The organism is Anaerolineales bacterium (assembly GCA_015075725.1).
Classification (GTDB): Bacteria; Chloroflexota; Anaerolineae; order Anaerolineales; family Villigracilaceae; genus Villigracilis.
The window spans coordinates 3,849,176-3,867,179 of sequence record JABTTV010000001.1; the positions used below are offsets into that span (position 1 = coordinate 3,849,176).

Below are 18,004 nucleotides of genomic sequence, written 5' to 3' on the forward strand. Positions count from 1 at the left end.
ATCTTCTACCTCTTAATGAATTGATCGACAGTCGCTTCCATCTCGTACATGTAAAGCGCATCCCCATCTACCCCGAATGGGGGCATGTTGTTGGAAATTTCAAGCGAAACCAAGCCGTGAACGCGGCTCCAGATCAGCATGGATACAGCCAGCGACAGTATGTGGTAATTGCCTGCAAAGCTTTTCCAAACCTCGAATTCTTCTTCGTGCCCAGGTTGGACGCCTGGATAACCCTCTGCTTTCAATTTATTGGCTATACGCAACCCATCAACGACGCTGACCAAAGCACTTAACGAACGAGCCGCAGACGGCAACACCTCCGTTACCGGCGCTCGATAACCTGGGATCGGCGTGCCGAAAATGAGCTGGTATCGTTGCGGATACATCCTCGCCCATTGACGATAGGCAGTGCCAATCGAATAGATTCTTTCTTCCATATTTTCGGATGGGACAGCATCCCGGGCAGCGATCTGAGAGTCCCCAAAGGAAGTGTAAGCGTCGATTATGAGGGCGGTCACAAGCGCGTCGCGGTCCGGGAAATAGTTGTAGATGGCAGGCGCGGTGATCTTCAACTCGCGCGCAATCGCTCTCAAAGACAATGCTGCCGCCCCAGTCTCGGCAATCTGTCTCCACGCCGTTTCTTTGATGGCATACTGTAAATTTGGGATTTGCGTCTTCTTGCTGGGTCTGACCATGTTGGCTCCTAAATAAATAAACACTGTAAATATACAGTGTTTATTTACAGCTGTCAAGGGGCAAAAAACAGACCTCGGAAGTTTTGAAAACCTCCGAGGTCTTTCTGCTACAAAACCCCTCTCACAGCCACCCACTCCCCTGAATTTTTGGGATGTCCGGTCAATACTAATTTACCCGCATCCACCAATTTTCCAACCGACCTCTTCACCACTTCATTGCCCCACCCAAACAATTTCTGCACGTCGCGGACCTGCGCCGCACCGACCATGCCGAAATACAGTTCCAGCAATTTCGCACGCGCCTGCGATTCAGTGATCATCCGTGCCTGCTCGGCTAACTCAGGGAAGTGATTGGTGGTGATGGCGTAAATATGAGAATACTTCCAAGCGCCCGCCTGTGCCACACCTACTGGCAGAATTTTGAAATCCTTTTGCAGGTACTCGAGCGCCTTGTTGAACTCCGAATCTTTCGCATTGGATAGTTTTGCTTCTTTTCGCAAATCAATCGTATGCATTGCGCCTTTATCGAGCAAGGCTTCATAGACCTGTCTCGCGGCCTGCGGCAGGCGTCCCTCACAATAGGCAATAAGATAATCTTCGTTCGGGTCGCCGTAGTTTTCGGAGAGTGCGTAAAAATACGGCGCGACCTCCAACGAGATCATGGTCGCTTTGCCTCGCAGGATTTTCCCGTAGTACCAGATCTTTTTATCGAGGGCGTTGTCTTTCCATCCCCATGTAATGTGACCCGGGTCATCGTGCGCATCGGCGACGGGCCGATCCCCAGCAACAGCGGTCCACAACGAGGGCAGGTCCACGCCTTTGATGGGCCAGAAGTAAACAAATCCGCGTTTGTTCACGAAGGTCAAAGCCGAGGCGGGAGATGAAACCCGTTTTTGCGGAGGCAGGTTGAAGGTCCGGGCGCGAAGCGTCTGGAGTTTTTTCAAGTTGATCTGGGTCATCGCTCAGATTTTATCATCTGCGTTACAATCGACAGGTCATGGTCATAAAAAAATTTAAAGACAGCGATGAATTAAGCCAAGCCGCAGCAAAAGCGTTTGCCGAACTCGCAAATCAAGCCATCGCCGAACGGGGAAGATTCCTCGTCTCTCTTTCCGGCGGCAGCACACCGATGAAATTATACGAACGACTCGCAAATGAAAAGCCGAACTGGACCCGCGTGCATTTCTTTTGGGGCGATGAACGCTGCGTGCCCGTGGACGATCCCGGCAATACCTACGGCTCGATGCGTGAAATATTTTTTGACAAAATCGGGACGACGAACATACACCGCGTCGAATCCGCGCTCGCGCCTGCCCTTGCCGCCCAAGCCTACGCCCAAACCCTGAGCGGATTCGCTGACGCGCCATTCGACTTCCCGCGCTTTGATCTGGTTCTCCTCGGCATGGGCGATGACGGTCACACTGCATCGCTCTTTCCCGGTTCCCCGGTTGAAACCGACTCGCCCGTCATTGCAGTCACCGCGCTTTATCAGAACCGCCCAGCCAAGCGCGTCTCCTTGACGTCGAAGGTGTTCAACCAAGCCAGGGAGATCTGGTTTCTCGTCACCGGCGCAGGCAAGGCGGAGACGTTACGCAACGTCATACATGGGGAACAAAATTTGGAGTTATATCCCGCGCAGCGAATCCAGCCTGTGAATGGAAACCTGGTTTGGATGATCGATGAAGCGGCAGGCAAGTTTTTATAAATCATTCTGTCATTGCGAGGGCGATGCACTTCGCCTGAAGCAATCTCCTGACATGATATGCGAGATTGCTTCGTTGCAAAGAGCAAAAGCACTCCCCGCAATGACGAAAACCAAAGGAGCAACAAAATGGAATTAGCACTGATCGGTTTGGGCAAAATGGGATTGAACATGGCAAAACGCCTCACGAAAGGCGGACACCGCGTGATCGGTTATGCCCGCACAAAAGAGACGGTTGATGGCGCCGTGAAAGAGGGCATCGAAGGCGCATATTCGCTTGAAGAAGCCGTCGGCAAACTGACCTCCTCCCCGAAGGCGGTTTGGGTGATGGTCCCGGCTGGAGCCACCACCACAGAAACGATTCAGAAAGTCGCCGCATTATTGAAACCCGGAGATATCATCATCGACGGCGGCAACTCAAATTACAAAGACACCATCAAGCACGCCGAAATGCTCGAAGCCAAAGACATCGACTTTGTCGACTGCGGAACCAGCGGCGGCATCTGGGGTCTCACAGAAGGCTACAGCCTTATGATCGGCGGCAAGGAAGAAGTGAGCAGGAAATTGAATCCCATCTTCGAGACCCTCGCCCCCGGAAAAGAATTTGGCTGGGGACGCGTCGGTCCACATGGCGCGGGTCACTATGTGAAGATGGTTCACAACGGAATCGAATACGGCATGATGCAAGCCTTTGCTGAAGGTTTCGGCATTTTGAAAAACAAGAAGGAATTCGGGCTCGACCTTTCGCAGGTCTCGCACATCTGGCAACACGGAAGTGTCGTCCGCTCGTGGCTGCTCGACCTCGCCGCCAATGCCCTCGACGAAGACACTGAACTCAAGGACATCAAGCCCTGGGTCGCTGACTCAGGCGAGGGACGCTGGACGGTATTTGAATCCATCGACCTCGATGTGCCAGCCCCGGTCATCACACTGGCGCTGCAAATGCGCTTCGCCAGCCGCGACGAAGAAAATTATCCCGCCCGCATGCTGGCCGCTCTGCGCAATCAATTCGGCGGGCATGCGATCAAGAAAGCTGAATAGCGACGATAGACGGCAGACCGTGGAGCATATTCCATTGTCCATCGTCTATCGTCAATGGTCCTTCTTATGAACACACCACTTTATAACGGATTATTGACGACGATCATCATCTTCGGCGCCTCCGGCGACCTGACCCAGCGCAAACTCATCCCCTCGCTTTTCAATCTTTTTCACAAGAGACGCACACCCAAGAAATTCCAGATCTTCGGTTTTGGCGGCACGGAATTCAGCGACGAGCAGTTCCGCGAACATCTTTACAAAGGGATGAAGGAATTCGCCGGGTACGAATTCACCGACGAAGAGTGGGGCATTTTTACGCCGAACCTGCACTATCTCGCCGGGAAATACACTGAAACAGGCGATTTTCAACGACTTGCAGAAGCGCTCACCGCTTCTGAAGGCGGCGATGCAAACCGCCTTTTCTATATGGCACTGCCGCCCACCCTCTTTCCGACAATCATCGACAACCTCGATGCCACCGGTCAACTGCACGAGAATGGCGGGTGGCGGCGCGTGGTGCTCGAAAAACCTTTCGGTACCGACCTCGCCTCGGCGATCACACTCAACAAGCAGGTCCACAAGGCATTGAACGAAAATCAGATCTACCGCATCGACCATTACCTCGGCAAAGAGACCGTGCAGAACATCCTGTTCACACGCTTTGCCAATACCATCTTCGAGCCGATCTGGAACCGCAACTACATCGACCATGTGCAAATCACCGTTTCTGAAAAAGTCGGTTTGGAACATCGCGCGGGTTTCTACGATGGGGTCGGCGTGCTGCGCGACATGTTCCAGAACCACCTTTTACAACTGTTGACCCTGGTGGCCATGGAGCCTCCCGCTTCGTTCAGCGCGAGTCACTTGCGAAACGAGAAGGTCAAAGTGTTGAGCGCGATCCAGCCGATGACCCCCGAACAGGTCGCAGTCAATACGGTACGCGCCCAGTACAAGGGATACCGCGCCGAAGACAAAGTCAACCCAAAATCCACGACCCCCACGTATGCCGCGCTGCGGTTTTTCATCAATAACTGGAGATGGAAGGGCGTTCCATTCTACTTAAGGTCCGGGAAAAATCTTTCAGAAAAGATGACCCAGATCATCATCCAATTCAAAGAACCCCCCACCACCATGTTCCCCATGCAGACCATGAAGCCGAACATGCTGGTGCTTTACCTTCAGCCCGATGAAGGCGTGCATCTGCGTTTCGAAGCAAAAGCGCCGGATACGGTCAATGAAACCCGCTCGGTGGATATGGAATTCCATTACGACGATGCCTTTGGCAAGACAGCCATTCCAGAAGCCTACGAACGGCTCCTTCTCGATGCCCTGCAGGGGGATGCCTCCCTTTTTACCCGCGCCGACGAAGTGGAAACCGCCTGGTCGTTGATCGATCCCATCCTCCAGACGTGGGAAACGCATCAGACTCCGCCTCTGGCTGTGTACCGCCCAGGGAGTTGGGGTCCACCCGAAGGCTACGACCTGCTCGCCCGCGACGGACGCCGCTGGCTGAACGATGAAGCCAGCAGGCTCCTGGAGAAGGAAAATTAACCAAGAGACCACGCACAAAGCGTGGTCTCCATTTAACCCTACTTAAGGATAGGGGCAAAGCCACCCCCAATGACTATACTGACAGATGGTACTGCAACCTCAATCGACTGGCTTCGTATATTCTCAGAGTGATCATCAAGGAACAAAGGAAATAAAAATGAAAAACAAGGCTTTCATTACCTTATTGCTTCTCGGGTTATTCGCCACTGCTTGTGGAGCACCAACCCCCGCCGCCGAAGCGACCCCCATCCCCATGGTCGAAGCGGACGACACCGTCATCGCCGAAGGGAACCTCGAACCCATCACCTACACCGAAATCTCACTGAATGCAAGCGGATTGGTCAGCGGAGTCCCGGTGAAGGAAGGCGACACGATAAGCGCCGGGGATGTAATCGCGACACTGCAATCCGAAGAAACCCTTACATTGGAAGACGCGCGGGCAAAATCGTCTCAAGAACTGACCGAAGCCTACCAGGAGTTCCGCGATGCGCAATCCCGGCTCGACGATTTCGACGTGCCCCCGCGCTGGGACGGCATGACCCCCACGCAAGCCGTGGCGGACACCCTTGTCAAACTGAATACAGCCCGCGCCGAATTCGAGCCCTACAAGCATCTCGATGAAAAGACCCTCAAGTATGGCGAACCGAAACCCGATTTCTCCGAGATGACCCCGGAAGAATATGACGCATATATCACCTACCAGGAATGGGCAAGATACCACATAGAAGAACGCCCCAAATCAGACGTACCCGGTAACAAGAAAAAAGCATTGGATGAAGCCTGGCAATTGTATCGAGTTGCCATCCGGTGGCTCGAACTGGAAACGAATTACCAGAATGCCCAGGTCCGGGTCGCCAATGCCGAAGCGGACTTCCAGGCGCTTGCCGATAATGATTTCTCGCTCGATACCGCCGCCCTGCGCGCCACGCTTGCCAATGCAGAATTACGCGCGCCGCATGCGGGTGTCATTACTAATCTAAACTTAAAGGTCGGAGAATTTGCCGCATCGGGCTCGCCTGTGGTCACCATTGCCGATATCTCAAAATGGCTTGTCAAGACCAGCGACCTGACCGAGATCGATGTTGTCAACATCGAAGAAGGCCAACCCGTAACGGTCAAACTCGATGCCATGCCCGGCGTGGAATTCAAGGGAAATGTCCTTTCGATCAGCCAGGAATATTCCGAGAATCAAGGTGACGTGGTTTATGAGGTCACCATCCTGCTCACTGAAAAGGACCCCGCCATGCGCTGGGGAATGACCGCCGTGGTCACATTCGAGTAAATCACGATCGAGGGAGCGGCACGTTCCGGGAACCTCCGGGAGAGAGTATTACATGGCCATTTCTTTCTTCAAACACAGAGATGACGAAAGCGTCATCGAATCCCGATCAATGATCGATCTGCGGAACGTGGATAAATATTACAAGACCGCTGTCGGCGATTACCGGGCGTTGACCGATGTGGACCTGCAGATCAATGCCGGGGAATTTGTCAGCATCATCGGCAAATCGGGAAGCGGCAAGACCACCCTGTTAAACATGATCACAGGCATCGACCGCCCGTCGAATGGCGAGGTGTGGGTCAACGGCACTGGCGTGCATACGCTCAACGAAAACAGGATGGCGCGCTGGCGCGGAAAAAACCTAGGCGTGGTTTTCCAGTTCTTCCAACTGCTGCCGATGATCTCCGTCATCGAGAACATCATGCTTCCGATGGATTTCTGCCGCATGTACACACCCATCGAGCGCCGCAGGCGCGCAATGGAATTGCTCGAACTCGTGGAACTGGGCGATCACGCGCATAAGCTCCCCACCGCGCTTTCCGGCGGCCAACAACAAAGGGTCGCCATTGCGCGCGCGCTCGCCAACGATCCGCCTGTCGTCATTGCGGATGAACCGACGGGCAACCTCGATTCAAAGACAGCCGAATCCGTTTTTGCGCTTTTCAACAACCTTGTCGAAAAAGGCAAGACCATCATCATCGTCACGCACGACAGCGCAATGGCAAAACGCACCCACCGAACCGCGTTGATCGCGGACGGCGAGATCGTCAATGAGTATGTCGCAAAAGCGATGCCGACCCTCAACCACGCCCAGCTTCTGCAGGCGACAAGATCCGCGAAAAAGTTGAATTACGAAGCGGGGACAATGATCCTGCACGAGGGCACGAATGCAAACGCCTTCTACATCGTCTCCAAAGGCACTGTGGAGGTGATCCTGCCGCGTTCCAATCAATCCGATGTGGTAGCCGTCCAACTTGGACCCGGGAAGGTATTTGGTGAGATGGAATTTTTCCACGAAAAGAGGTATCGCGCCTCGATCCGCGCCTCCGAATCCGGACCGGTGGAAGTCCTCACCATCAGCTATGACGAACTATCGGCATTGGTGGAACAATCCGAGGCGACGCGCGAATCGCTGCACCAAATGGCGGACAAACACGAGGGTGAGAATCTTTCCTGGAGGGGAGTCTCCTCATGATCAGCAGCCGCTGGAAAAAAGTCTGGGCTGATCTTTGGAGCAACCGCGGACGAACCTTCCTGACCATCGTCACGATCGCGGTCGGGTCTTTCGCGGTGGGCTTCAACAGCAACATGTCGCTGTACATGAACGAAAGCATGGACGGGGATTTTCTTTCGGCGAATCCTTCCGAAGGACAGGTTTACGCATCGGACCTGGACGATGACAAGGTTACCATCGCACGCGAAATTCCCGGTGTCGAAGCGGTGGAAGGTTTTTCCAGCGTCAGCGGCCGGATCATTCTCCCGGATGGGTCGTATACCGATATCCAATTTACATCGGCGGAACATCCCACATCATTGACGCTGGACCTCCTCAAACCCGCCCTTGGCGAATCATCCATTCCAATCTATAACGACAAGGAAACGATCATCGATGAAAGCGCCATGTCCATCGGATTTAAACCCGGCGACACCATCCTGGTCGAATTATCGGACGGCAAAAGACGCGAGCTCAAGTTCACAGGATATATGCATGCCGTGACGGGATTCCCCTACAACTTTGCGCGGCTCGTCAACGCCTACGTCACACCGGATACGCTCACCTGGCTGGGCGGCAACACCGGCCAATATGACTGGCTGGCCGTGAGCGTTGCGGAAAAACAAACCGACGCGGAGCATGTAACCGAGGTGTCGCAAGCCGTGGCAGACCGCCTCGAGCGCGCCGGGTCAACGGTCTATTTTGTCAGCGTGTACCAACCGGGACATCACTTCTCCTATTCCGTCACCCAGGGCGTGTTTTTCGTCCTTGGAACTCTCGGATACCTTACCGTCCTGTTGAGCGCGTTCCTGATCATCAATACCATCACTGCGTTGATGACCCAGCATACACGGCAGATCGGCATCATGAAAGCCACCGGCGGAAACACCCTGCAGATATTCGGCATGTACCTAGCGCTGATCTCGATATTCGGCCTGGGTTCTCTGGCGATCGCCATTCCACTGGCAAATGCCCTCGCGATAAACATCGGCGGCGGGATGGCAGCGTGGTTGAATTTTCACCCCGCGGAATTCAAGGGCTACCAGGCAACATTGATCCAGCAGGTATTCGTCTCGCTGATCGTTCCGATTCTTGCTGCCATCCTGCCGATCTATAACAGTGTGCGCGTGACCGTCCGTGAGGCGTTGAGCGACTATGGTTTGGGTGGAAACGCAAAGGCGAAAGAGGAGAAGGTCAGCAAGAATGTCGTCCTGATTCCGCGACCCGTCCGCATTTCGATCCGCAACACATTTCGCCGCAAAACCCGGCTTGGATTGACCCTATTCACACTCGTGTTGGGCGGCGCGGTCTTCATCGCCGTATACAACCTGTGGGAGTCTTTCGACAAGACCATCGAGGACATTCAGGGATACATTCTCGCGGATATCAACATCGCCTTCGACCACGGGTATCGGTATGATAAAGTGGCCTCGATCGCGATGAGCATCCCCGGCGTGATCGGCGCGGAGGGCTGGCTGCAGTACACAGGCACGCTGGAAATGAGCGAGGACGAGGCGGGGACTCAGATCATTTTCATTGCGCCTCCCTCCACATCGATCTTGATCGACCCGATCATCACCTCGGGACGCTGGTTGAAAACCGGCGATGAGAACGCCATAGTCATCGGCAATCATCTGCTGCAAATCTTCCCGGACTTGAAGGTCGGCGACTGGCTGACCATCGACGTGAATGGAAAGAAAACGAAATGGCTGATCATCGGAACGTACAGCATCACAGGGAACATCAGCCCGCCGCCTTTGTATGTAAATTATGAGTTCCTAAGCAAGCTTGTGGGCGAACCGGATATGGCGTATTCCCTGCGCATCGTTACGGACAAGCACGACTCAGCGACGCAGGCGCGCATCAATGAACAGATCACCTCGGCTTTCGAGCGCCGCGGAATCCGAATCAGTTCCACGCAGCTGGGCGCGGATTTCATCCGCGACCAGAAAGCCACCACGGACATCCTGGTGTATTTCATGCTCGTGATGGCAACGCTGATCGCCATCGTGGGCGGACTGGGCTTGATGGGCACGATGAGCATCAATGTGCTGGAACGAACCCGCGAGATCGGTGTGATGAGAGCCATCGGCGCGAGCAACGGCGATATCCAAGCGATCGTCATTACCGAAGGGATGATGATCGGCATCATCAGCTGGGCGGTCAGCATCTTCATCGCCATCCCCATCACCAATGTGTTGTGCTTCGGCGTCGGCATGGCGGTGGTAACCGCCCCCCTGCCCGTCATCTACGGGGTCACCGGAATCATCGCCTGGTTGATCTTTACCATTGTGCTGGGCACACTGGCAAGCGCATTGCCCGCAAGACGCGCTTCAAGGCTGACGGTGAGAGACACACTGGCGTACGAGTAGGGTCTCCGGATGAAGACGATCACATAAGATCCACACAATTCCTCCATCCTTTTATAAAAACAGAGTGGGAAAATGAGGGCAGGTTTACTAATGGAGGTAGACATGAAGTCGAATAAATGGGTCTGGTGGACGCTGGGCATTGTGCTTGGGCTAGTCGTCCTTGCGGGAGTCGGGTTTGCAGGTTTTCAACTTGGAGCGGCGCAAAACGCCAACTTCGCCGGGATGATGCCATTCGGACACTGGCGCGGTTTTGGGATGCATGGCGGTTTCCGCGGACATGATTTCGGGAGTTGGAACGGGTTTGGCTTTTTCTACCCCATCTTTTTTCTGATTCGGCTGGTGATCATCGGCGGCTTGATCTGGCTGGGGTACGCTCTCTTCAAAGGGAGCGGCTGGCGGCTGGTGAAGGATGCTCCTTCCGCCGGGAATGACGATGACAAATCATCCACGTAGGAGAATGCTCGAAACACCCGATCAACACCCGCACCGGAACGAGGCGGGTGTTTTTCATTTCCACATAATTTCTTCACAGCATTTATGGGATAATCGAATCGTGCCGCAGACGATCCTTATCGTGGATGATGAAAGACGCATGGTCTCGCTCCTGCAAAGTTACCTCGAGCAGGAGGGCTATCGCGTTGCAACTGCATATAATGGGCGCGAGGCCCTGGAAGTTGCACGACGAGAAAACCCCGACCTGGTGGTGCTCGATGTCATGATGCCCGAAATGAACGGATATGATTTCATGCGCGCCCGCCGGGCAGAGAGCGATACCCCCATCATCATGCTGACCGCCAGGGTGGAAGACGACGACAAAGTCATCGGGCTCGAACTCGGCGCGGACGATTACGTCACAAAGCCGTTCAAACCGCGCGAGCTGATGGCGCGTGTGCGCAGCGTCCTGCGGCGCTCCGGAAAGAACGAAGCCAGAGGCCAAACCCTGAAAGTGCGCGACATTACGCTCAACCGGGAAACCCGCGAAGTGAACATCGGCGACCAAAGCACGGACCTGACCCCTTCCGAGTTCGACCTGCTTGCAGCGCTCATGTCTGCGCCGGGAAAGGTGTTTTCCCGCCTCGACCTGCTGGATGTTATCCAGGGTGTGCGCTATGAAGGGTATGAGCGCACGATCGACACGCACATCAAGAACCTGCGCGCGAAAATGGAGCCCGAACCGCGGAACCCGAAATACATCGAAACCGTGTACGGGGTCGGATATCGTTTGCGGAAACAATGATCCAAATATGCAAATTGAACGGATCGAAAACAAATTCATCGGGCTGCAAAGACCCTGAACTCTGCGGATAAATCAACCCCATGAAGCTCGCCACAAAACTCATCCTCTCCTTCCTGCTCATCAGCGTTGTCAGCATCGGGCTGGTCGTGGGCGCCACCCGGCTCGCGACCGACCGTGAATTCGACAGCTTCATCGACAAGCGTTACAAGGCGGAGATGGCGGATGAACTGGCATGGTATTACCGCGAAAACAACTCGTTCGACGGGGTCGAAAACGGTTTCGGGCGTTTCGGCCGTAGGCAGGGAATGATGCACGGCGCCAACCGTGAACCGTCCTTTTTTATCACCGACCCGAACGGTATTGTGATCGTATCCGACGGTATGACGCACCCGCGCGGTGAACAGATCGGCAACGAGGAGTTGACGAAGGGGATCGAGATCGTTGTGGACAGCCAGGTCGTCGGCATCCTTTTTGTCACCGACCCAATGATGCGCAGCCAGATCGATTTTGCCTTTCTCCGCAGCGTCTATCGGTCCATCTTCTTAAGCGCGGCTGGCACGACACTGCTGGCTTTGATCATCGGCGTTCTGATCTCGCGCAGCATCACGCGACCGGTTAGCGAACTGACCCATGCCACTCATAAAATGGCGGACGGTGCGCTCGGCGAACAGGTCCCTGTCCGTTCTCGCGATGAGATCGGCGATCTTGCCAACTCGTTCAACAAGATGAGCGCCGACCTCGCGCGGTCGTTCGAACTCCGCAAACAAATGACCGCCGATATTGCGCACGAACTGCGCACCCCGATCAGCCTCATCCTTGGCCATGCAGAAGGCGTCAAGGACGGCGTTTTAAAACCCACCAGCGAAAATTTCGAGATCATCCGCAAGGAAGCGGAACGGCTCGAACGTCTCGTCAGCGACCTGCGGACATTGTCCCTTGCCGACGCGGGCGAACTTTCGGTGGAATTCCAACCTATGGATGTCAACCGCTTGATGAGCGATGTCCACGCCCATTACCTGACCCTCTTCAACCAAAAACGCATCACTCTGGATCTTCAGCCTGCTCCGGTCATGCTGAAAGCGAATCTCGACCCGAATCGATTTGCCCAAGTGCTCAATAACATTCTCGATAACGCCCTGCGGCACACTCCGGAAAACGGACGGGTTCAACTTGCAGTAGCCGAAAAGAAGCACAACATCCAGATATCGATCCAGGACAGCGGCGAGGGAGTCAACCCCGAGGAAGCGGGGCATCTCTTCGACCGGTTCTTCCGCGTCGACGAAGCCCGGGCAAGGGACGATGGCGGTTCCGGGCTTGGCCTTGCCATCGCCAAATCCATCGTGGAAATGCACAAGGGACGCATCTGGGCGGAGAGTGAAAAAGGAAAGGGATTGAAAGTTGTGATCGAGCTGCCAGCGGGATGATCGAAGAATAGGGAAAGAAAAGGAATTAGGCCTGTACGATCTCCTCTTTTGTTTCGATCATTTCCGCTTTTATCTTTCCCGCCGACAACTCGCGTAAATCCATTCGAAACGATTCGAAATCCTCAACGGGGAATTGAAGGGTCATCGTAATATCGGCCGCATAATCTTCGCCCAGAACCCTGCCGTGATGTTTTGACACAAATAACCGGACACGCTCCAACAGGTTATACGGAATCGCAACCATCACCACATGGACTTGAACCCGCCTCCCCCGCCCCACGGCATTGACAACGGATTGCGCAGCCTCGGTATACGCCTTGACCAACCCGCCCGTACCGAGCAGGGTCCCGCCGAAATAGCGGGTGATAACCAAAACCGCGTCGCCAAGCCCGCTGCCGCGCAGGACTGTCAACGCAGGCTTGCCCGCTGTCCCTGACGGCTCTCCATCGTCCGAAAAATATTCCGTGACCGTGTTCCCGCTGCCGATGACATAGACCGGGACGTTATGAGACGCGTCTGCAAACTCTGCGCGAATCCGCTTGATGAAGGCGCGGGCTTCGTCAATGGAAAAGGCAGGCGCGAGTGTGGCGATGAAGCGTGAGTTGACCACGACCTGCTCGCGGCTGATTTCAGAGAGGGGGACGAGGTATCTTCTTGTCATAAAACGATTATACAAAAGACCTCCGAGATTTCTAAAAATCTCGGAGGTCTGTATTTTAGTACCTGCCTCGTTCTACAACTACTTCGGGGTTCGGCAAATCACTCTCCCTCGCCGGGAAGACCTGCACTGCGCAGGCTTTGAACTCGGGAATCTTCGCCTGAGGATCGAGGGCATCGTTGGTCAGCAGATTCCCAGCGGCTTCGGCGAAATGCCAGGGGATGAAGATCACGCCGACGGAGGTCTTCTCCGTGATCGTGGCGCGCATGACGACCTCTCCGCGCCGGCTTTGCAGTCTCACCGGATCGCCGTGTTTTATTCCGTGAATCTCGGCGTCGGCGGGGTGTATCTCCACGCGGGCTTCGGGATAAATTTCGTTCAATGCAGAATTGCGCGTCATCGTCCCGCCGTGCCAGTGCTCGAGCAAACGTCCAGTCGTGAGAATGAAGGGATATTCATCGTCCGGCTCTTCCATGACGGGGACATAATCGAGTTGATGGAATTTGCCGCGTCCGCGCGGGAAGGAGTCGGTAAAGAGAGTCGGCGTGCCGGGATGATTCAAATCCGGCACAGGATAGATCAAACCGACCTTGTCGATGCGTTCATAGGTGATGCCCGCGTAATCTTCATTCACGCCCGCCATCTCGCGCAGGATTTCTTCGGGATGCTTGTAATCCCAATATGCTGAGTTGGTCCGCCCAAGGCTGGCTTCGATGCGTTTGGCTAGATCGCAGAGAATTTCCCAGTCCGGCCGGGCAAGCCCGCGGGGAGGATGAGCCGCACGGACGCGCTGTACGCGCCGATCCGTGTTCGAGAACGTCCCGTCCTTTTCGGCAAAAGGCGTGGCTGGCAGGAAGACATCCGCAAACGCGCCGCTTTCGTTGATAAAGATATCCTGCGAGACGAGGAACTCCAGTTCCTGCATGTGTCTGCGCGACTCGTTGAGGTTCGGTTCGGACATCATCGGATTCTCGCCCATGATGAACAAAGCGCGGACGCCTCCCTCGTGCGCATGGCTGAGGATTTCCGTCGTGGTGAGTCCAAGCTTGAGGCTTAATCCGCCCTCTTCGATGTTCCATGCCTTTTCCCATTTGGCGCGGTTCTCAGGATTGTCCACGCGCATGTAACCGGGGTAATGGAAAGGCATCGAACCCATGTCACTGGCGCCCTGCACGTTGTTCTGTCCGCGCAGGGGATTCAAACCCGTGCCGTCACGCCCGACGTGACCGGTGAGAAAGGCAAGATGAATCAAGGCGAGCGCCGACGCCGTGCCATGCGAAAGCTGCGAGATGCCCATGCCCCAATAGATCGCGCCGTTCTTCGCCTTGGCATACATGCGTGCCGCCTTGCGAATATCCTCGGCAGGCACGCCGGAAATCTCCTCGGCGTATTCAGGCGTGAACTTTTCGAGCGATTCAAGGAATTCGTCAAACCCCTCCGTCCGATTTTTGACAAAATCCCAATTGACCAGGTCCTCCTTTACGATCACGTGCGCCATCGCCGAAAAGACCGGCACATTCGTACCCGGCTTGAGCGGCAGCCACATCTCCGCCATATCCACCAAATCGATGCGGCGCGGGTCCACGACGATCATCTTCGCGCCGTGTTTCATCACAGCTTCCTTCATTTGCAAGGCAATGATGGGATGGTTTTCGGAAGTGTTCGAGCCAGTAACAATGAACACGTCGTTCATAATCACTTGCGATGCGGTGTTGCTCATGGCAGACGAACCGATGGCCTGCTGAAGCGCAACCACAGAACCCGCATGGCACAAGCGCGTGCAATGATCCACGTTGTTCGTACGAAACAAGGCGCGGTACATCTTTTGCAAAAGATAATTATCTTCGTTCGTGGCTTTGGCGCAGCAATAGACCGCCATCGCGTCCGAGCCGTCGCGCCGGTAAATTCGAACGAGGTTATCCGCCACGAAGGTCAGGGCGGTGCCCCAATCGGTCTCGACCCAATCCCAATCGTTCGAGATTTGGGAATCGGGAATCGGTTTACCGTCCACGCTGATGGCATAGACCTGTTCGCGTCCTTCGGGCTTTGGCTTTCCTTCGAGAAGGTAACGCCGTACGAGCGGAGTCGTAACGCGTTTGGGGTGATAGACAAAGTCATAACCGAAACGTCCTTTCACACATAAATTCCCATGATTGACAGGTGAATCGAAGGGGCTGGTCACTTTGTATATGAAATCGTCCCTGACATGCAATTGCAGGGTACATCCCACGCCGCAATAGGGGCAGGTCGTAGTGGTTATTCGGTCGGGTTTGATCATCGCGGCTTCCTCTGCTTTCTGCCGGTATTCATCACGCTGATCTCAGCAGGGGTTTTTCCCTGTTCCAATAAAAATTCACGTTTGGGTCTCAGGGCGCCTGTCGGGCAGACGCCCACACACTGACCGCACATCACGCAGGTCGTTTCCGGTATCGTTTTATCGAAGAATGTTCCGATCTGCGTTTCATATCCACGGCCTTCGAAGTTGATCGCATACGTGTACTGCGCATCGTCCGCACAGACCTGCACACAGCGCCAACACAACAGGCATTTCGAGTAATCGCGGATGTACATCGGGTTGTCGTCCTTCACATCCGTTTCGCGGCGCTTCACATCGGGGAAGCGGTCTGAGCCTGCTTCGTACTCGTCCATCATCGTCAGGATCTCTGGCGCATCGGACAAGTCCATGGTAGAGGCAAGCATTTCGAGGATGGTCTTGCGCGAACGGACAACCTTCTCGCTTCGAGTCTGGACCTTCATGTTCGCCGCCGCCTTGACGATGCACGCAGGCTGGAGCAGTCTCATCCCCTCCACTTCGACGACACAGATGCGGCACAGGGCGTTCGCCGTGGTCGCCTCGTGGAAGCAGATGGTGGGGATGTCGATGCCGTTCTCGCGGGCAACATCCAACAACGTCTGCCCATCTTGTGCGACGACTTCTTTTCCGTCCATGATAAATGTGATTGTCATCAATTCACCTGAGGTCAAATATGGAAAGTAGAAAGTGGAGAGTGGAGTAAATCAACACCTTCTACTTTCCACTTTCGAAAAACAATTCCGGCCACAATTTTATCGCGCTCAAGACCGCGCCGGCCGCAGTCTGACCAAGGCCGCACAGACTCGCATCCGTCATCGTCCAGCCGACATCCTGCAGGCGGACCAAGTCGCCATCCTGAATTTTTCCATCTGCGATGCGGTCCAGAATTTCCTTCTGGCGCTGGGTGCCCATCTGGCAGGGATAACATTTGCCGCAGGATTCATGCGCGAAGAAATGACCCAATCGCTTCAACACATCGCGCATGTCGCGGGTTTCGTCGAAGACCATCACCACGCCGGAGCCGAGCGGCAGACCAACCGCGCGCAAATCTTCGAAGGTCATTTTCACATCGAGATGTTCGGATGTGGCAAACGCGCCCGCAGCGCCGCCGAATAAGACCGACTTGAGATTTTTCCCACTCGCAACGCCGCCCGCCATGTCAAGCACCTCACGCAGGGTTGCGCCGAAAGCAAGCTCGTAGAGACCAGGCCGCTCCACATCACCGGAAACACAAAACAGTTTTGGTCCGGGCGATTTCTCGGTGCCGATCTTGCGATATTCCGCCGACCCCATCGAAATAATGAGCGGCACGTTGCTGAGCGTTTCGACATTATTGATGACGGTCGGCATGCCGAACACGCCATATGTCGTCGGGAAGGGCGGCTTCACGCGCGGGAAACCGCGCTTCCCTTCGATGGACTCGAACAGCGCGGTCTCCTCGCCGCAAATATAGGCGCCCGCGCCGACACGAATTTCGATACCAAAATCATCGAGATAACCCGCCATGCCTGCTTCCTCGAGCGCATTCTCCAAAACAGGGACGATATAAGGATACTCGCCCCGAACGTAGATATAGCCCTTCGCTGCGCCAATGGCGTATGCCGCAATGCACATCCCTTCGATCATCAGGTGCGGATCGTCGAGCATCAGGATGCGGTCCTTGAACGTGCCCGGCTCGGACTCATCCGCGTTGCAGATGACGTATTTGACATCCCCCTCCGCCTTGAGCGCGCCTTCCCATTTAATGCCCGTCGGGAATGCCGCCCCGCCTCTCCCAACCAGACCGGAGTCTTTGATCACCTTCACGACCTCTTCCCGGCTCATGGTTTTGGCTTTCTTAAGCGCAGAATATTCGCCGTATTCCTTCAATGAGGTCGTCCTGCCGCCGCAATTTTTGGTCAGCAGACGGAGCGTCCCTCCAACGGGAGACATCGGACGATAGGGTTTGGTCGACGTAAACTCTTCGATAGCCTGGTTCCCATTCGTCACCAACACGGCGGGGACCTGGTCGCACAACCCAAGGCAGGGACTTGGCTCGATGGTGAGATCCAACTCGGGGTGAGTCTGATGCGGGTCCAGTTTGTATTGAAGGCAGAGCTTGTTCAACATCCCCTCCGAGTCCCGGAGCCCGCATGCCGGGTCGGTACAGACACGAATCACATTCCTGCCGGTCGGCGTGTTGTAATACATCGAGTAGAACTCGATCACGCCATGCACATCCGCAAGCGGGACGCGCAAGGCTTTGGCGACCTCGGCGGCGACGGGTTCCGGCAGCCAGCCATAAATATTTTGAGCCGCGTGCAGGGCGGGCAACAACCCCGGGCGGCCCATGGGACTGTATTTTTCGAGCGCAGGTTTCATGGCGGATAAGTCGATTTCTGACATGGATACTCCAATATCCAAAGTATAGACGGAAATGTTTTGGCTGACAAGAAAGCCCGGTCTTACGCAGCGGCATGACTGTACCAAGGTACAGTCTAACAATTTTGAAAGACTGTACCTTTTGTTGACATTC

The 18,004-nt window shown here is 55.0% G+C and carries 13 protein-coding genes and 1 pseudogene; 9 read left to right on the forward strand and 5 right to left on the reverse strand.

Annotated elements, in window-relative coordinates; all coding sequences use genetic code 11:
- Window positions 1-5 precede the first annotated feature (5 nt).
- Complete coding sequence (locus HS100_18405) at window positions 6-695, reverse strand: TetR/AcrR family transcriptional regulator (GenBank protein MBE7435896.1); 690 nt, start codon at window positions 693-695, stop codon at window positions 6-8.
- A 107-nt stretch (window positions 696-802) separates the two neighbouring features.
- On the reverse strand, window positions 803-1,654 hold the full coding sequence (locus tag HS100_18410; protein MBE7435897.1) for a winged helix DNA-binding domain-containing protein: 852 nt from the start codon (window positions 1,652-1,654) through the stop codon (window positions 803-805).
- 38 nt (window positions 1,655-1,692) lie between these two features.
- On the opposite strand from HS100_18410, the gene pgl reads away from it, so the two are divergent.
- The 9 genes from pgl to HS100_18455 all read left to right on the forward strand — a co-directional run bounded on the left by pgl (window position 1,693) and on the right by HS100_18455 (window position 12,517).
- Window positions 1,693-2,400, forward strand: coding sequence for a 6-phosphogluconolactonase (gene pgl, locus HS100_18415; GenBank protein MBE7435898.1), 708 nt, complete (start codon window positions 1,693-1,695; stop codon window positions 2,398-2,400).
- Between the two features lie 57 nt (window positions 2,401-2,457).
- Window positions 2,458-3,438 (forward strand): decarboxylating 6-phosphogluconate dehydrogenase, encoded by a 981-nt coding sequence (gene gnd / locus HS100_18420; GenBank protein ID MBE7435899.1) that lies wholly within the window; start codon window positions 2,458-2,460, stop codon window positions 3,436-3,438.
- A gap of 66 nt (window positions 3,439-3,504) precedes the next feature.
- Window positions 3,505-4,989, forward strand: a complete 1,485-nt coding sequence (gene zwf, locus HS100_18425) for a glucose-6-phosphate dehydrogenase (protein MBE7435900.1) — start codon at window positions 3,505-3,507, stop codon at window positions 4,987-4,989.
- 157 nt (window positions 4,990-5,146) lie between these two features.
- Complete coding sequence (locus tag HS100_18430) at window positions 5,147-6,271, forward strand: efflux RND transporter periplasmic adaptor subunit (protein ID MBE7435901.1); 1,125 nt, start codon at window positions 5,147-5,149, stop codon at window positions 6,269-6,271.
- 52 nt (window positions 6,272-6,323) lie between these two features.
- Window positions 6,324-7,466, forward strand: a complete 1,143-nt coding sequence (locus HS100_18435) for an ATP-binding cassette domain-containing protein (protein ID MBE7435902.1) — start codon at window positions 6,324-6,326, stop codon at window positions 7,464-7,466.
- Complete coding sequence (locus HS100_18440) at window positions 7,463-9,856, forward strand: FtsX-like permease family protein (GenBank protein MBE7435903.1); 2,394 nt, start codon at window positions 7,463-7,465, stop codon at window positions 9,854-9,856. Before HS100_18435 ends, HS100_18440 begins: the two co-directional genes overlap by 4 nt.
- Window positions 9,857-9,958: 102 nt before the next feature.
- Window positions 9,959-10,309: a hypothetical protein gene (locus HS100_18445; GenBank protein ID MBE7435904.1), complete on the forward strand. Its 351-nt coding sequence runs from the start codon at window positions 9,959-9,961 to the stop codon at window positions 10,307-10,309.
- A gap of 4 nt (window positions 10,310-10,313) precedes the next feature.
- Window positions 10,314-11,093 carry a response regulator transcription factor gene (locus HS100_18450; GenBank protein MBE7435905.1) on the forward strand — a complete coding sequence of 260 codons (780 nt, stop codon included), beginning with the start codon at window positions 10,314-10,316 and terminating at the stop codon, window positions 11,091-11,093.
- Between the two features lie 80 nt (window positions 11,094-11,173).
- Entirely contained in the window at window positions 11,174-12,517 is a 1,344-nt protein-coding gene (locus tag HS100_18455; GenBank protein MBE7435906.1) for a HAMP domain-containing protein, read from the forward strand.
- 25 nt (window positions 12,518-12,542) lie between these two features.
- On the opposite strand, the gene HS100_18460 is transcribed toward HS100_18455, so the two are convergent.
- The 3 genes and pseudogenes from HS100_18460 to HS100_18470 all read right to left on the reverse strand — a co-directional run bounded on the left by HS100_18460 (window position 12,543) and on the right by HS100_18470 (window position 17,874).
- The gene (locus HS100_18460) at window positions 12,543-13,178 is read right to left on the reverse strand and encodes a YigZ family protein (GenBank protein MBE7435907.1); all 636 of its coding nucleotides are present in this window, start codon (window positions 13,176-13,178) and stop codon (window positions 12,543-12,545) included.
- Between the two features lie 2,113 nt (window positions 13,179-15,291).
- Window positions 15,292-16,142 (reverse strand): annotated as a pseudogene (locus HS100_18465) ((2Fe-2S)-binding protein).
- 61 nt (window positions 16,143-16,203) lie between these two features.
- Window positions 16,204-17,874 (reverse strand): NAD(P)H-dependent oxidoreductase subunit E, encoded by a 1,671-nt coding sequence (locus HS100_18470; GenBank protein ID MBE7435908.1) that lies wholly within the window; start codon window positions 17,872-17,874, stop codon window positions 16,204-16,206.
- Window positions 17,875-18,004: the final 130 nt, after the last annotated feature.

What these genes read in the sequence shown, in the direction of transcription:
- HS100_18405 (MBE7435896.1), bottom strand. Translation starts at nt 695, where the DNA reads ATGGTCAGACCCAGCAAGAAGACGCAAATCCCAAATTTACAGTATGCC.
- HS100_18410 (MBE7435897.1), bottom strand. Translation starts at nt 1,654, where the DNA reads ATGACCCAGATCAACTTGAAAAAACTCCAGACGCTTCGCGCCCGGACC.
- pgl (MBE7435898.1), top strand. Translation starts at nt 1,693, where the DNA reads ATGGTCATAAAAAAATTTAAAGACAGCGATGAATTAAGCCAAGCCGCA.
- gnd (MBE7435899.1), top strand. Translation starts at nt 2,458, where the DNA reads ATGCGAGATTGCTTCGTTGCAAAGAGCAAAAGCACTCCCCGCAATGAC.
- zwf (MBE7435900.1), top strand. Translation starts at nt 3,505, where the DNA reads ATGAACACACCACTTTATAACGGATTATTGACGACGATCATCATCTTC.
- HS100_18430 (MBE7435901.1), top strand. Translation starts at nt 5,147, where the DNA reads ATGAAAAACAAGGCTTTCATTACCTTATTGCTTCTCGGGTTATTCGCC.
- HS100_18435 (MBE7435902.1), top strand. Translation starts at nt 6,324, where the DNA reads ATGGCCATTTCTTTCTTCAAACACAGAGATGACGAAAGCGTCATCGAA.
- HS100_18440 (MBE7435903.1), top strand. Translation starts at nt 7,463, where the DNA reads ATGATCAGCAGCCGCTGGAAAAAAGTCTGGGCTGATCTTTGGAGCAAC.
- HS100_18445 (MBE7435904.1), top strand. Translation starts at nt 9,959, where the DNA reads ATGAAGTCGAATAAATGGGTCTGGTGGACGCTGGGCATTGTGCTTGGG.
- HS100_18450 (MBE7435905.1), top strand. Translation starts at nt 10,314, where the DNA reads ATGCTCGAAACACCCGATCAACACCCGCACCGGAACGAGGCGGGTGTT.
- HS100_18455 (MBE7435906.1), top strand. Translation starts at nt 11,174, where the DNA reads ATGAAGCTCGCCACAAAACTCATCCTCTCCTTCCTGCTCATCAGCGTT.
- HS100_18460 (MBE7435907.1), bottom strand. Translation starts at nt 13,178, where the DNA reads ATGACAAGAAGATACCTCGTCCCCCTCTCTGAAATCAGCCGCGAGCAG.
- HS100_18470 (MBE7435908.1), bottom strand. Translation starts at nt 17,874, where the DNA reads ATGTCAGAAATCGACTTATCCGCCATGAAACCTGCGCTCGAAAAATAC.